This is a genomic window from Hafnia sp. (assembly GCF_036648275.1).
Taxonomy (GTDB): Bacteria; Pseudomonadota; Gammaproteobacteria; order Enterobacterales; family Enterobacteriaceae; genus Hafnia; species Hafnia alvei.
The window spans coordinates 1-16215 of record NZ_JAVXIQ010000016.1 but is presented as its reverse complement, the minus strand read 5'-3'; the positions used below and the strand labels follow the sequence as shown (position 1 = coordinate 16215).

Sequence of the window (16215 nt, the reverse complement as noted above, 5' to 3'; positions counted from 1 at the left end):
AATGAGCAGAAGAGTAGCAACAATTACACTTAATCCGGCCTATGACTTGGTTGGCTATTGCGCGGAAATTGAGCGTGGCGAAGTAAACCGCGTTCAGACCGCCGGCCTGCATGCCGCGGGTAAAGGCATTAACGTTGCCAAAGTGCTGAAAGATCTCGGTATTGACGTGACAGTAGGCGGTTTCCTTGGCAAAGAGAACCAAGACGGATTTCAGCAGTTGTTCAGTGAGCTGGGCATCGCCAACCGTTTTCAGGTCGTTGCGGGCCGTACACGTATCAACGTGAAGTTGACCGAAAAAGATGGCGAAGTGTCTGACTTTAACTTCTCCGGCTTTGAAGTGACCAAGCAGGACTGGGAGCGTTTTGTTAACGATTCTCTAAGCTGGCTGGGACAGTTCGATATGGTTTGTGTGAGCGGCAGCCTTCCGGCTGGCGTTGACCCTGATGACTTCACCGATTGGATGCGTCGCCTGCGTAGCCAATGCCCGTGCATCATTTTTGATAGCAGCCGTGAAGCGCTGGTTGCAGGCTTAAAAGCTGCGCCTTGGTTAGTAAAACCTAACCGTCGTGAATTAGAAATCTGGGCTGGCCGTGAATTGCCAACGCTGGATGATGTGGTGGGTGCGGCCCATGCGCTGCGCGATCAGGGCATTGCCCACGTGGTGATTTCTCTCGGTGCTGAAGGCGCGCTGTGGGTTAACGCATCAGGTGCATGGTTGGCGAAACCACCAGCCTGTGAAGTTGTTAGCACGGTCGGTGCCGGTGACTCCATGGTTGGCGGGTTGATCTATGGTCTGATGATGCGCGAATCCAGCGATCATACGCTGCGCTTGGCAACGGCGGTGGCTGCACTGGCCGTAAGCCAAAGCAACGTCGGCATTTCCGATCGTACCCAGTTGGCCGCCATGATGGCGCGTGTTGACCTGAAGCCTTTTAATTAATTGAGGATGGCCACATGAAAACCTTATTGTTAACCGAAGGCGCTCAGGGACAGGCTCGTAGCTATCTCGCTAAGCGCATGCTGGAAAGTGTTGTAGCAAAACAGGATATCACGCTGGTTGAGGCGGCTCAGGATGCCGAGCTGATTGTTGTTATCGGTGATGAACAGCCTCAGGATGCGACGTTAAACGGCAAACGCCTGTTTGTCGGCAGCGCAGAAAAAGCAATTCGTGAACCCGAAGCGTTCTTGGCTCAGGCAAAAGCAGAAGCTCAGCCTTACCAGTTTGTTAACGCGGCGGTTGCTGCTCCGGCCAAAGGCCAAATGCGAGTGGTGGCGGTAACGGCATGTCCAACCGGCGTCGCTCATACCTTTATGGCTGCTGAAGCCATTGAGGCTGAAGCAAAAAAACGTGGTTGGTGGGTAAAAGTCGAAACGCGCGGTTCCGTGGGCGCAGGTAACGAAATCACACCAGAAGAAGTTGCCGCTGCGGATCTCGTGATTGTGGCTGCGGATATTGAAGTTGACCTGAACAAGTTTTCTGGCAAACCGATGTACCGCACGTCTACCGGCTTAGCGTTGAAGAAAACCGCGCAGGAGTTGGATAAAGCGCTGGTGGAATCTGAAACCTTTACGGCGATGAAATCGACCTCGTCGACTTCTAGCAAGAAGAAAGAAAGCGCAGGGGCATATCGTCATTTGCTGACCGGTGTTTCCTATATGCTGCCAATGGTGGTGGCCGGTGGTTTGTGTATCGCGCTGTCGTTCGTGTTCGGTATTGAAGCGTTTAAACAGCAGGGCACGTTGGCTGCTGCGTTGATGCAGATCGGTGGTGGTTCAGCCTTCGCACTGATGGTGCCGGTATTGGCGGGTTACATTGCATTCTCCATTGCTGACCGTCCGGGCTTAACGCCGGGTCTGATTGGCGGGATGTTGGCGGTAAGCACTGGTGCAGGATTCTTAGGCGGCATTATCGCTGGTTTCTTGGCAGGCTATGTGGCGAAAGCCATCAGCTCCAAATTGCATTTGCCGCAAAGTATGGAAGCGCTGAAGCCTATCCTGATCATTCCATTGGTTGCGAGCTTGATCACCGGCTTGGCGATGATTTACATCGTTGGTAAACCAGTTGCCGCCATTATGGAAGGTCTGACACACTGGCTACAGGCGATGGGTACGGCTAACGCGGTGATCTTGGGTGCTATTTTAGGCGCAATGATGTGTACCGATATGGGTGGTCCTGTGAACAAAGCGGCTTATGCCTTTGGCGTAGCGCTGCTGAGTACCCAGACCTATGCACCGATGGCGGCGATTATGGCCGCAGGTATGGTGCCTCCGTTGGCGATGGGCTTTGCGACGTTGGTTGCACGTAATAAGTTTGCCCAAAGCGAACGCGAAGGTGGCAAAGCAGCGCTGGTTCTGGGGCTGTGCTTCATCTCCGAAGGGGCAATTCCGTTTGCTGCGCGTGACCCAATGCGTGTTCTGCCTTGCTGTATCGCGGGCGGTGCGTTGACTGGTGCGTTGTCGATGTTCTTTGGGGCAAAACTGATGGCTCCACACGGCGGCCTGTTCGTATTGCTTATTCCTGGGGCAATCACTCCAGTGATTCAATATTTGATTGCGATTGTGGCGGGTACGCTTCTGGCCGGTGGTTTGTACGCACTGCTGAAACGTCCTGACGTGGAAATTGCGGAAGAGAAATTAGCGTAACTCACCGTTATCGCTGATATGAAAATGGGTGCCCATGTGGCACCCATTTTTTTAGCTATTTCTGTGTTCAGAACAGTTATGCGGCCTGTTCTGCAGATTCTTGTTCTTTCAACCAAGCAATTTCTTCGGCCCAGATATCAGGATTGACGGTTTCTAAAATCAATGGAATTCCGTCAAAGCGCGGATCGCGCATGATCCAACTAAAGGCCGTTTTGCCAATGTTACCTTCACCTAAGCTGTGATGGCGGTCGACACGGCTGTCAAAGGCGCTCTTCGCATCGTTAAGATGCATACCGCGCAGGTAGTTAAAGCCAACGATGCGCTCAAAGTGAGCAAAAGTTTTGCTGCACTCTTCCTCTGTACGTAAATCGTATCCTGCGGCAAAGGCATGACAGGTGTCGATACAAACACCGACGCGTGATTTGTCTTCAACCCCATCGATAATGGCGGCTAAATGTTCGAAGCGAAAACCGAGGTTGCTGCCCTGACCCGCGGTGTTTTCAATCACGGCGGTGACACCCTGAGTTTTATCTAAAGCGATATTGATGGACTCGGCGATGCGTGCGAGGCATTTGTCTTCGTCAATCTGCATCAAATGGCTGCCAGGATGGAAGTTCAGCAGCGTCAGACCCAGCTCAGAGCAACGCTCTAGTTCGTCGATAAAAGCGTCACGCGATTTCTCTAGCGCTTCCTCAACGGGATGCCCAAGATTAATGAGATAGCTGTCGTGCGGCAGAATTTGCGCGGGTTGATAGTTATATTGAGCACACGCAGATTTAAATTTATCGATAACGTCGCTGCTAAGCGGCGCGGCTTTCCACTGGCGCTGATTTTTGGTGAACAGCGCAAACGCCGTTGCATTTAATTCGTGTGCGCGAATGACGGCCTGATCAACGCCGCCGGAGGCACTGACATGGGCTCCAACAAATTTCATTTTTTTCTCCTCATTTTGGGAGGCATTATGGCATTGATGGGGAGGTGGGTGTAGAGGGGAAGGAGGGATATATGTGGAGCTTAATGATCAATTTGGGAATAGTGTTGTTACGTCCGCCTAAAATCCTGAATTCTATCTGAGCATCGTACAGACGTTCGAGTAAGGCGGCTCAATTGCCTTTATAGCTCAAGTGTGGTGTAAAGTTACGTCCGCCTAAAACTCCGAATTCTGCCTGTGCATCGTGCAGGCGTCCGTGTTAGGGGGCCAATCGCCGCCCCCTAACAACCCGGCTTGGCACCGTTCTTCAGCCAGCTTCGCAGGTTCCCTCATCTCGTCATTCCGGCTTTAACGGAACGAGCGACAATCGGCATCCATGCCTCCGTCGCTCTTTTGCCGACGTCCAGTCGGCAAATCCTAGCCTGCATTCCTCAATTCGGCTGAAGAACAACGTGCCGGAGAAGGTCAAACCCAAAAGACAAAAGCTCTATCTTTTTTTGAGTTTAAGTCGTGGCATTTAGAGCAGTGAAAACAGGATGTTTTCACGAGGGGAGGAGGCGCCAGGGATGGCGCATGCCGACCCGGCGCGGAGATGGCGTCTCGGATAAGAGCGCGCGGGTGTTGGGTGCGCGCGCTGGCGCACCCGACTCGGTCGCCTTCTACTTAGTTTGTATGTGAATGCAGTGGCGGATAGGCGAACGAAACCTTACACCAATTCAGCATAGGCACTTGGCAGTCGAAACCTTACACCACCGCTTTATACAAGCGTTACCTATATCCACATCCCCACAAAATGATTAATCAACGCCCCACCAACCACCAACCAAACAAACAAAATACTCGCCAGCAAGATTGGCTTGATCCCTGCCTGACGGATTGCGCTGATATGGGTGGTTAGGCCTAACGCAGCCATCGCCATGGCCAGCAAAATGGTGTCCAAGGTAATGAGCTGATGCACGAGCGCCGCAGGCAGCAGGTCGAATGAGTTAAAACCAGCGACGACAATAAAGAACACCGCAAACCATGGAATGGTGATGGCTGATTTTTGTTTAGTCGCACTCTGTTTGCTGCTTGGCACACTGCGTGCAATAAAGCTGGATAAGATGACGAGGAACGGAGCCAGCATCATCACGCGGATCATCTTTGTGATAACGGCCGCGTTACCAGCTTCATCGCTGATGGCTCGTCCTGCTGCAACCACCTGCGCAACCTCATGGATCGTGGAGCCGATGTAAATACCGAAGCCTTCCTGCGTGGTTTGCAACCATTGGTAATGCTCATTGAGCTGGTACAGCCACGGGTAGAAAAAGATCGCGATAGTACCGAAAATGACCACGGTAGACACCGCAACGGCCACTTTGCTCGCGTCGGCTTTCACTACGGGTTCTGTTGCCATGACGGCCGCTGCGCCGCAAATACTGCTACCGGCACCGATCAGCATCACGGTTTGGCTATCCATACCAAACACTTTACGTCCGACCCACATGGCCAGCAAAAAAGTGGATGTTAACGTGATGGCATCAGTGACGATCCCGGTCATACCAACGTCGGCAATTTGCTGAAACGTCAGACGGAAACCATACAGAATGATCCCTAAACGCAGGAGCTTCTGTTTAGAAATATGAACCCCGACGGCGCAGGGTGCTTCAATGCTGGGGTAGATCGTATTACCTAAAATAATCCCGAAGATGATGGCCAGCGTCAGAGCACCGAAACCGAGATTTTCAACCCAAGCGATATTGCCGGCCCACATGGCAACGGCGGTGATAGCGCCAGCAAGAACGAGCCCAGGAAGCAAATTTCCAAGTGCATGGAAATAATGAGGAGAATTTTTTTGTTCGAAAGCACTGTTTGCGTGCATGGCTATCGTACCTATTGCTGTATTACTGATGCGAATAGAGTAGCGACAAAAGGCTTAAAAAAGAAATTGATTATATATTTATAACCTAACGGTATAAGTGGTAATGCGGATGGATAACCGACAGAGAAAGTCTCTGCCGGTTACGCCAAATTAGCGATGATGACCACCGTTATGGCCGCCGTTGCCATGATGATTACCATGGTTTCCACCGTTGTTATGGGAACCGTTGCCTTGGTGCCAATCGTAATGCGGTGGTGGGGATGAATGGCCATGATGACCTCTAACAATGCACCCAGTTAATGATGCTGATATTAATAACAATGCTGCAATTTTAACCATGCTTTTCATTTTATAAGACCTATTGGAATAGCTATTTTGAAAGCAGAATAGTATTTGAATTTCAGCCAAAATATAGGTTTAATCTTAAATGGATTAATATCTAAATAATTGATTGTTATTAATTAAATGTTTCTTTAAATGTGGAGTAAATATGGAGAAGTAAAGTATTTATTATGAAGTTTGTTGGTTAGGCGATAACCGCGCTAAACGCATGCGACGCTATTTAAGCCACACCTCACACTTTCGTGGCTGAAATATCAATTGACCGTTCAAATGTGTTATTACAGAGGGAGGTGAACGACACATGTTGAACAGAAGGAGAAGTGAAATGGATTACGCCTATAAAGTCATTCTGGTTCCTGTTGATATCGAAGAACCCAAGCTTACCGAAGGGGCGCTTAACCATGCGGCCCATCTGGCTAAAATGTCACATGCTAAAATTCGCTTGATGAACGTACGTCCTTCTATCCCAACATATTATATGGGTGAGCATCCTCAGCAATTAATGAAAATTCAGGATGACGCCACAGCTAAAGTGCATAAAGAGCTAGAGGCACTGGGCGCTTCCCTTGATTTGTCATCAGATCAAGTCTCCGTCATGGTGACGTGGGGTTCGATTTATGATGAAATTTTGAAAGAGGCCGAAGCGTGTAGCGCGGATTTAATTGTCGTAGGCTCGCGCCGTCCAAGCATGTCGACTTATTTGATTGGTTCTAATGCAGCGCGTGTTGTGCGACATGCTAAGACCTCGGTGCTTGTCGTTCGCTAAGAGCAAGTTAGCCAGGCGCTGCGCCTAGCATTATAGACATAGAGTGCTCCGTGGTTGTTTCGCATAGTTGCGTAACCAATATGCAATCACGGAGAATAAGATTATTACCATGCAAATTCATTCGTATTACTCACATTGCTGCCGTAAGTACTCGGTAGTCTCTAATGGCAACTATTAGCTTAAAATCTTAAATTATCGTTAAGCCTCCTATAAATAGGGGCATTCGCGTTATACTTCGCATATCCCTAGCCCTCTATGTTGGAGGCTGATATATGCTGCGCAGACAGGCATAGGGCATACATTTTATAAATATATTTTGACTGCCTTGGATCTTTTTTATGCACATTACCTTGCGCCAGCTGGAAGTTTTTACCGAAGTTCTTAAGTGTGGCTCGACGACCCAAGCATCGAGCGCGCTTTCCCTTTCTCAATCAGCGGTGAGCGCTGCGTTATCTGATTTGGAAACCCAGCTCTCGGTGCGTTTGTTTGACCGAGTGGGAAAGCGTTTGGTTGTTAATGAGCACGGTCGTTTGCTCTATCCCAAAGCCATGGCTTTACTGGAGCAGGCGGGTGAAATTGAGCATCTGTTCCAAAGTGAAGCGGGCGCGTTGCGGATAGCGGCGAGTAGTACGATTGGTAACTATATTCTGCCCAAAATGATTGCCGGCTATCGCCGAGATTTTCCTGCGGTTCCGCTTGAGCTGAATGTGGGTAATAGCCGAGATGTGATTAATGCGGTTGCCGATTTCCGCGTGGATTTAGGGCTGATTGAGGGCCCATGCCATATGCCTGATTTATTAACTCAGACATGGCAACAAGATGAATTAGTGGTGTTTGCCGCGCCAGACCATCCGCTTTTACAAGCTCCGGTTACGTTAGATGCCCTAGCTCAGGCACCGTGGATACTGCGTGAGGCTGGGTCGGGCACGCGTGAGGTGGTCGAGCATATTCTGCTGTCGCACCTGTCGCACTTTGATTTAGTGATGGAGTTAGGAAACTCAGAGGCCATCAAGCATGCGGTGCGCTATGGCATCGGTATTAGCTGTTTGTCACGTCGCGTCATTGAAGAGCAGTTGCAAACGGGTGTATTGGTAGAAGTTCCGGTACCGCTGCCGCGGCTTAACCGCGCGCTTTATCTTATTCATCACCGCCAAAAGCATATGTCCAAGGCGCTCGAACGTTTCTTAAGCTACTGTAGCTAGGCACTCAGAGACGATTCATCTTTTAGCAATAGCAGATGAACAAATAGACGCTACACTTAACAGTGGATTAACAGCTGATGCTAATAATCTACCGGCAATCATGAAGCTCTCTAATAAGATCAGATTGTTACTTTATGCAGGGGCCGGATTTGTTACAATTCGTCCTCTTTAATAATTATAGAGCAGATATAGGGTTCTAATGGCTCAGACAAACACTAAGACCTCCTCCACGGGGCGAGCACCGGCGCTGCGCCGGGAGTTAAAAGCGCGGCATCTGTCGATGATTGCTATCGGCGGTTCTATCGGTACTGGGCTATTTGTTGCATCAGGTGCTACCGTTTCACAAGCAGGGCCAGGCGGCGCTTTGCTTTCTTATATCATCATCGGTTTGATGGTGTATTTCTTAATGACCAGTTTGGGTGAGCTGGCGGCATTTATGCCGGTATCAGGCTCATTCTCTACCTACGGTTCACGCTACGTAGAAGAAGGCTTCGGCTTTGCGCTAGGTTGGAACTATTGGTACAACTGGGCGGTAACTATCGCGGTTGACTTGGTGGCAGCGCAGCTTGTGATGGGGTATTGGTTCCCCGACACACCAGGCTGGATTTGGAGTGCGCTATTCCTTGGCTTGATGTTCTTGCTGAACTACATCTCCGTTAAAGGTTTTGGTGAAGCGGAATATTGGTTCTCTCTGATTAAAGTGACAACGGTCATCATCTTCATCATTGTCGGTGTGGCGATGATTGCGGGTATCTTGAAAGGAGGAGAGCAGGCCGGTTTCCATAACTGGACGATTGGTGATGCGCCGTTTGCGGGAGGCTTCGCCTCTATGATCGGTGTGGCGATGATCGTTGGCTTCTCGTTCCAAGGAACAGAGCTTATCGGTATTGCTGCGGGTGAATCTAAAGATCCGGGCAAGAACATTCCAATGGCAATTCGTCAGGTATTTTGGCGTATCCTGCTGTTCTATGTGCTGGCGATCTTGATTATCAGCCTGATTATTCCTTACACCGATCCAAACCTGTTACGTAACGACGTGAAAGATATCTCTGTGAGTCCGTTTACGTTGGTGTTCCAGAATGCGGGTCTGTTGTCTGCGGCTGCGGTAATGAACGCCGTTATCCTGACAGCGGTGCTGTCTGCGGGTAACTCGGGGATGTATGCCTCAACGCGTATGCTGTTTACGCTGGCCTCTGAAGGCAAAGCACCGCGTATTTTTGCTAAGCTTTCTGAGGGTGGTGTTCCGCGTAACGCGCTGTATGCGACCACGGTTGTTGCGGGTCTGTGCTTCTTGACCTCGATGTTTGGTAACCAAGAAGTGTACCTGTGGTTGTTGAATACTTCAGGCATGACGGGCTTTATCGCCTGGCTTGGGATTGCCATCAGCCATTATCGTTTCCGTCGTGGCTATGTCAGAAAAGGGCTGGATCTGAACGCGCTGCCTTATCAGTCAGGGTTCTTCCCCATTGGGCCAATCTTTGCCTTTATACTGTGTCTGATTATTACGCTCGGTCAGAACTACGAAGCGTTCCTCGACGACCGTATCGATTGGTATGGCGTAACGGCAACGTACATCGGTTTGCCGCTGTTCCTGATTATTTGGTTCGGCTACAAGCTAGTGAAAGGAACGCATTTTGTTCCCTATAGCGAGATGGAATTTCCAGTGACTAAGATCGACGACTGATACTGATCGTTCATCATTTTAAAGGCGACCTTTGGGTCGCCTTTTTGCGTATGGGGAAACGCTAAACGGAATTCGCAGAAAATAACTAAAAAAGAAATAATAACCTTTCTAATTAAAAGGGCTGTGAAATGAATAAGTTATCGGATTTAACAATATAAGAAATAAGGGTAATAAAACCAATAAATCACATTGATAAGTATTATCATTTGCTTTACCATTTTGTGCACTTATGGAATTAGAGCAGGAGTGGTGAAGGTGAAAGACACCGTTAATGGAAGAAAATCGCGTTGGGGTATTCAATTACTCGCTGCGGCGACTCTGATGGGAAGTATCAGTTCTTGGGCTGCCACGGTAACGGATATCGCCGGGCGTAGCGTAGAAATCCCGGCTAAGGTTGACCGAATTCTCCTTGGAGAAGGGCGTTTATTCTATGCAGTCTCCCTGCTTGAAGGCAAAAAACCGTTCGACCGCATTGTGGGTTGGCAAGGTGACTTCCGCAAACTCGATCCACAGACATACTCTGTCTATCAGGCTAAATTCCCTGAAATCGATAAAATCCCTCTGATTGGTAACACTACCGCAGATAGCGTCAGCCCAGAAAAAGTATTGACGCTAAATCCTGACGTGGCGATCTTCGGCCTCTCAGGCCATGGTCCTGGCCGCGATAGCCAACTGGTGAAACAGCTAGAAAAAGCCGGTGTGCCGGTCGTGTTTGTCGATTTCCGTACTTCACCGCTGAAAAATACCTTACCGAGTATGCGTTTGCTGGGCAAAGTTCTGCACCGTGAGCAGCAGGCTGAGAATTACATCAATTTCTATCAAGATAACGTGCGCTTGGTTACTGATGTCACCAGCAAGATCCCTGATAGCCAAAAGCCTAGCGTTTTCATTGAGCTAAAAGCTGCGACCAGCGATGACTGCTGCGGTACCGCGGGTAACGGCAATATGGGTGATTTCATTGATTTGGCCGGTGGTAACAACATCGCGAAAGGCTTACTGCCGGGCGCGCTTGGGCAAATCAACCTTGAAAAAGTGCTGTCAGCGAATCCAGATGTTTACATTGCTAGCGGTGCGAAAGCTCCTGATGCTAAAGATCCCGGTATTAAATTAGGTGCGAAGGTTACCGAGCAGCAGGCAAGAGACAGCTTGAACTCGGCGATGCAGCGCACCGGTATCAGCACATTGAAAGCGGTGCAGGATGGCAATTCTCATGCTATCTGGCACAGCTATTACAACTCGCCGTATAACGTTTTGGCGGTTCAAGCCTTTGCTAAATGGATTTATCCAGAGAAGTTTGCTTCGTTAGATCCTAAAAAGACCATGGATTCCATGTATCAGCAGTTCCTTGCTGTCGACCCAAGCGGCACCTATTGGGTTGATGCTAAAGCGTCGAATCAGTAATAAGAATCACTCCTGCCAGCCGCCGCCAGCAGGGGTGACCTGTCACAGGTAACAACATGAGTTCAACCACTGAGCCAATGAGCGCTGCAAAACGTTACGATGCCAGCGAAGTCAAAGGTCACTACCAGCGTATTGTGCGTCATCGTTTGATGATAATGGGCGTCATCGTTTTAGCTATTTTAGGATCGCTAATCCTTGATTTCACTATGGGGCCTTCTGGTTTGTCATTAAGTACGTTATGGCAAACGCTGTGGCAGCCCGAAATCGCGGATGCAGGCACCCGCGTTATTGTTTGGGATATTCGTCTGCCTTATGCGTTGATGGCTATCGTTGTTGGCTTAGCGTTAGGGCTAGCCGGTGCTGAGATGCAAACCATCCTGAATAACCCGCTGGCCAGCCCGTTCACGCTGGGCGTATCTTCCGCGGCGGCCTTTGGTGCCGCACTGGCTATTGTTTTGGGCATTGGTTTTCCGGGTATCCCCGATCAGTGGTTTATCTCCGCAAACGCCTTTATCTTCGCGCTGTTTGCGGCATTGATGTTGGACGGTATTACGCGCTGGACGCGGGTTGCGACATCGGGCGTGGTGCTGTTTGGTATTGCGCTGGTCTTTACCTTTAACGCTTTAGTTTCGATGATGCAGTTCATTGCCACGGAAGATACGTTGCAAGGCTTGGTTTTTTGGACCATGGGTAGCCTCGCGCGCGCCTCATGGGAAAAACTGGGCATTTTGCTGTTGGCCTTTGCCATTCTGATGCCGATTTCAATGATGAGCTCGTGGAAATTAACCGCGCTGCGTTTAGGTGAAGATCGCGCCGTGAGTTTTGGTATTGACGTTAAACGTCTGCGTTTAGGCACATTGCTGCGCATCAGTATTTTGTCTGCATTAGCCGTGGCGTTTGTGGGGCCGATTGGTTTTATTGGCTTAGTGGCTCCGCATATTGCCCGTTTGATCTTCGGTGAAGATCATCGATTTTATTTACCGGCCAGCGCATTGATTGGCGCGCTGGTGCTGTCGATGGCGTCCGTGGCGTCAAAAAATCTGATCCCTGGTGTGATTATTCCGGTTGGCATTGTGACATCGCTGGTGGGCGTACCTTTCTTCCTAAGCATCATTTTGCGCCATCGGGGGAATGTATGAACCTTGGATTAGAAATTTCGCATTTCAATGCGGGGTATCCGCGCCGTGCGGTGATTGAGGACCTGTGTGTATCTACGCTGCCGCGCGGGAAAATCACCGTGCTGTTAGGGCCAAACGGCTGCGGAAAATCCACGCTGCTGCGCTCTTTAGCGGGATTAAATCGCGCTTCCGGGCAGCTTTTGCTGGATGGCAACGATCTGATGGCACAGCCATTCAGCGAACGTGCCAAGCAGGTGGTTTATTTGCCACAGTCTCTGCCTGCGGGCGTTCATCTTCATGTATTGGAATCCATTATCGTGGCGCAGCGAGCGTCAGGTGGTCTGGGTCGCCAAGGCAATGAAACGGAAGTGATGCATTTGCTGGAGCAGCTTGGGATTTCCCATTTAGCGCTGAGCTATTTGGATCAGCTGTCTGGCGGTCAAAAGCAGTTGGTGGGATTGGCGCAATCATTGATTCGCCAGCCTTCGCTGTTGCTGCTTGATGAACCGCTGAGTGCGTTGGATTTGAATTATCAGTTCCACGTAATGGATTTGGTGCGCCGCGAGACCGCACGCCGCAATATTGTCACCGTGGTGGTAGTACACGATATCAATATCGCGCTGCGCCATGGCGACCATGTATTGATGTTAGAAAACGGAAAGCTGATTGCGGATGGCAAACCCGCTGAAGTGATTACGCCAGAAAGTTTGGCTCGCGTGTATGGCGTCCGTGGACGCATAGAACACTGTTCGCAGGGAATGCCTCAGGTTGTGATCGACGGATTGGTTGCGGAACCCTCCATCTAACCCTTTCCCTGCAAAACGTATAAACAACGGCGTTGCCTGTTAATCAATCACTAGGGCTTATCCGTAACGGATAGCCCGACGCGATAGCTTTTGTTCATCACCAAAACAGAACTTAATTTTTGTAGAAGTAGGCATTTTTATTGAAGTGAAAAAGTGGGCTGAACGGCGCCATAAGAGCGCTACACCTATTAAATAATAATCATTCTAATAATTATTTAAAATTAACCTCATGGAGATTTACCAAATGGCTAAGGCAAAACTTAACCCGTTAGCAACTTTATTGCGCGGGGGGCTTTGCGTACCGTTATTCATCGCAGCAGCACCAGTGATGGCCGCGGAAGGGGATGACGTGATGGTTGTCACCGCTTCAGCAACAGAACAAAACCTGAAAGATGCACCTGCCAGTATTAGCGTGATTACGCGTGAAGACTTGGCTAAAAAGCCGATTCAGAACCTGAAGGACATTCTGCAAGAAGTCCCAGGCGTACAGCTGACTAACGAAGGTGATAACCGCAAAGGCGTGAGTATCCGTGGTTTGGACAGTAGCTATACGCTGATTTTGGTGGATGGCAAGCGCGTCAGCTCACGTACGGCGGTGTTCCGTCATAACGACTATGACCTAAGCTGGGTGCCCGCCGAGGCGATTGAGCGTATCGAAGTGGTGCGCGGCCCAATGTCTTCGCTTTACGGATCTGATGCTTTAGGCGGCGTAGTGAACATTATTACCCGTAAAGTGGGTAAAGAGTGGCACGGTTCCCTGAGTGCCGATAGCACTATTCAGGAACACCGCGATCGCGGCGATAGCTATAACGGTAGCTTCTATACCAGCGGCCCGTTGATTGATGATGTGCTCGGGGTAAAAGTCTTTGGTAATTTGGGCAAGCGCGAAAAAGATGATGCCCAGAAATCGACGACCAGCAAAACGGGCGAATCGGGGCGCATAGAAGGGTACACCACGCGTGATGCTAACGTTGAGTTCGCATGGACGCCAGAAGCGAATCAGGACATGACCTTTGGCTACGGTTTTGACCGTCAGGATCGTGATTCTGATTCTTTGGATAAAAACCGTCTGGAACGTCAAAACTATTCAATTGGTCACAACGGGCGTTGGGATTTAGCGAACACCGAAATTCGCGCCTATGGTGAAAAGATTGATAACTACAACGAAAACCGTATCACGGCGAAAAATAACGCCATCGACGGTAAAGTTGTTGTGCCCCTCGGTGAGCTGAATCAGCTATTCACACTGGGTGGTGAATACCGTAACGATAAACTGAGCGATCCGGGTAATCTGAAGGGCAGCGGTTCAACGTCGGCCAATCAATACGCGCTGTTTGTGGAAGATGAATGGCGGATCTTCGAGCCGTTGGCCTTCACCGGCGGCGTTCGTATGGATAACCACGAAGATTATGGTGTTCACTGGAGCCCGCGTGCCTATTTAGTTTATAACGCGACGGACACCGTGACGGTAAAAGGTGGCTGGGCAACTGCGTTTAAAGCGCCATCGTTATTAGAATTGAGCCCTGATTGGCAGTCAGCTTCTTGCCGCGGAGCTTGTAGTATCGTCGGTAGCAAAGATCTGGATCCTGAAACGTCCGAAAGCTTCGAACTGGGCTTGTACTATGCTGGTGATGAAGGGATGTTGGACGGCGTGAACGCCAGCGTGACGGTGTTCCAAAACAATGTGAAGGACATGATTAACGTTAATCGTACTTCGGATAAATCGGCTGCACCTTCCTATCCAAACTTTGTTGGTTTTGATAAAGATGGTAAGCCCATTTTCCGTTACTACAACGTTGATAAAGCGCGCATCAAGGGCGTTGAAACTGAGTTGAAAGTGCCCTTTACCGATGCGATAAGCATGAGCATGAACTACACGTACAACGATGCACGTGACCTAACTAACGATCGTCCATTGAGTACCCAACCGTTCCATACGGCGAACAGTACGTTAGACTGGAAGCCAATCGAGGATTGGTCATTCTATGTATCGGCTAACTATTCCGGTAAGCGTCGCGTCGTATCTAGCTCGGATAAATCATCTGGCGGCTATACCGTTTGGAACACCGGTGGTGCTTATCAGATGACCAAAGATCTGAAGCTGCGCGCGGGCGTGTTGAACCTGTTGGATAAAGATCTGAACCGTGATGATTACAGCTATAACGAAGAAGGCCGTCGCTACTTTGTTGCTGCGGATTACACGTTCTAATTCATTGTTTGGTTGAACGTACTGCATAAAAAAACCCGCCAATCTGGCGGGTTTTTTGTCAGTTCAGGAAATTATTTAACCTGATGACCCGGCTGTGCACCGCTGTCAGGGCTGAGCAGGAAGATGTCTTTTCCGCCAGGGCCTGCGGCCATCACCATGCCTTCAGACATGCCGAAGCGCATTTTACGTGGAGCCAAGTTAGCCACCATCACGGTTAAACGGCCAACCAACACGCTTGGATCTGGATAAGCAGAGCGAATACCGGAGAATACCTGATGAGTTTCACCGCCGAGATCCAGCATTAACTTCAGCAATTTGTCCGAACCTTCAACGAACTCGGCACTTTTGATTTCAGCAATGCGCATATCCACTTTGGCGAAATCATCAAAGGTGATGGTCTCTTGAATCGGCTCGTCGGCTAATGGACCCGTCGCAGGTTTGGATGCTGCAACGGCGGCTGCCGCAGCGGCTTTGCCTTCTTCAATCATGGCTTCAACTTTCGTCATTTCGATACGGTTAAACAGCGCTTTGAAAGCGTTAACCTGATGGCCGAGCAACGGTTGGGAGATGCTATCCCAGGTCAGTTCGGTATTCAGGAATGCTTCAGTACGCTCGCTTAATGAAGGCAGAACCGGTTTCAGGTAAGTCATCAGAACGCGGAACAGGTTAATTCCCATTGAGCAGATGGCTTGCAAATCGGCATCGCGGCCTTCTTGTTTCGCGACGACCCACGGAGCTTGTTCATCAACATAACGGTTGGCCAGATCGGCTAACGCCATGATTTCACGAATGGCTTTACCTGACTCACGGCTTTCATAGGCCTGAACAATTTCATCCGCAGCGTCAACAAAGGTCTGATAAAGCGCAGGATCGGCTAAGTGTTCAGACAACTTGCCGCCAAAGCGTTTATTGATGAAACCGGCGTTACGAGAAGCTAAGTTCACGACTTTGTTAACAATATCGGCATTCACACGCTGTACGAAGTCTTCCAGATTTAGGTCGATATCGTCGATACGTGAAGAAAGTTTCGCCGCATAGTAGTAGCGTAGGCAATCGGCATCCAAATGATCCAGATAAGTGCGCGCCTGAATAAAGGTGCCACGGGATTTGGACATTTTGGCACCGTTAACGGTGACATAACCATGAACGAATACGTTACTTGGCTTGCGGAAGTTACTGCCTTCCAACATGGCTGGCCAGAACAGGCTATGGAAGTAGACGATGTCTTTACCGATGAAGTGATACAGCTCGG

At 49.7% G+C, this 16215-nt stretch carries 13 protein-coding genes; 9 read left to right on the top strand and 4 right to left on the bottom strand.

The window, feature by feature from the left end; all coding sequences use genetic code 11:
- The first annotated feature begins 1 nt into the window (after position 1).
- Positions 2-940, top strand: coding sequence for a 1-phosphofructokinase (gene fruK / locus RSC70_RS14230; RefSeq protein WP_025798139.1), 939 nt, complete (start codon positions 2-4; stop codon positions 938-940).
- A 14-nt stretch (positions 941-954) separates the two neighbouring features.
- Positions 955-2643, top strand: coding sequence for a PTS fructose transporter subunit IIBC (fruA, locus tag RSC70_RS14225; protein WP_040044615.1), 1689 nt, complete (start codon positions 955-957; stop codon positions 2641-2643).
- Between the two features lie 76 nt (positions 2644-2719).
- Here the strand turns inward: fruA and nfo are convergent, their stop codons facing one another.
- From nfo to RSC70_RS14210, 3 genes are all read right to left on the bottom strand, one after another.
- Entirely contained in the window at positions 2720-3577 is an 858-nt protein-coding gene (gene nfo, locus RSC70_RS14220) for a deoxyribonuclease IV (RefSeq protein WP_063586836.1), read from the bottom strand.
- A 769-nt stretch (positions 3578-4346) separates the two neighbouring features.
- Positions 4347-5435 (bottom strand): YeiH family protein, encoded by a 1089-nt coding sequence (locus RSC70_RS14215; RefSeq protein ID WP_040044613.1) that lies wholly within the window; start codon positions 5433-5435, stop codon positions 4347-4349.
- A 140-nt stretch (positions 5436-5575) separates the two neighbouring features.
- Positions 5576-5707, bottom strand: coding sequence for a hypothetical protein (locus tag RSC70_RS14210; protein ID WP_258801761.1), 132 nt, complete (start codon positions 5705-5707; stop codon positions 5576-5578).
- A gap of 395 nt (positions 5708-6102) precedes the next feature.
- On the opposite strand from RSC70_RS14210, the gene RSC70_RS14205 reads away from it, so the two are divergent.
- The 7 genes from RSC70_RS14205 (at position 6103) to cirA (ending at position 14963) form a co-directional block, all read left to right on the top strand.
- Positions 6103-6543, top strand: coding sequence for a universal stress protein (locus RSC70_RS14205; RefSeq protein ID WP_130999013.1), 441 nt, complete (start codon positions 6103-6105; stop codon positions 6541-6543).
- A 338-nt stretch (positions 6544-6881) separates the two neighbouring features.
- A complete protein-coding gene (gene yieE, locus RSC70_RS14200; RefSeq protein ID WP_025798153.1) occupies positions 6882-7745 on the top strand; it encodes a DNA-binding transcriptional regulator YeiE in 864 nt (287 codons plus the stop codon).
- 199 nt (positions 7746-7944) lie between these two features.
- Entirely contained in the window at positions 7945-9429 is a 1485-nt protein-coding gene (locus RSC70_RS14195; RefSeq protein WP_130999014.1) for an amino acid permease, read from the top strand.
- A 321-nt stretch (positions 9430-9750) separates the two neighbouring features.
- On the top strand, positions 9751-10830 hold the full coding sequence (locus RSC70_RS14190; RefSeq protein WP_227660675.1) for an ABC transporter substrate-binding protein: 1080 nt from the start codon (positions 9751-9753) through the stop codon (positions 10828-10830).
- Positions 10831-10886: 56 nt separating this feature from the next.
- On the top strand, positions 10887-11969 hold the full coding sequence (locus RSC70_RS14185) for a FecCD family ABC transporter permease (protein WP_040044609.1): 1083 nt from the start codon (positions 10887-10889) through the stop codon (positions 11967-11969).
- Complete coding sequence (locus RSC70_RS14180; RefSeq protein ID WP_115102320.1) at positions 11966-12754, top strand: ABC transporter ATP-binding protein; 789 nt, start codon at positions 11966-11968, stop codon at positions 12752-12754. Before RSC70_RS14185 ends, RSC70_RS14180 begins: the two co-directional genes overlap by 4 nt.
- Positions 12755-12998: 244 nt before the next feature.
- Positions 12999-14963: a catecholate siderophore receptor CirA gene (gene cirA / locus RSC70_RS14175; RefSeq protein WP_130933752.1), complete on the top strand. Its 1965-nt coding sequence runs from the start codon at positions 12999-13001 to the stop codon at positions 14961-14963.
- A 71-nt stretch (positions 14964-15034) separates the two neighbouring features.
- On the opposite strand, the gene metG is transcribed toward cirA, so the two are convergent.
- Positions 15035-16215: methionine--tRNA ligase subunit beta (metG, locus tag RSC70_RS14170; RefSeq protein WP_332542816.1), on the bottom strand; the 1181-nt coding region annotated here is incomplete at its 5' end.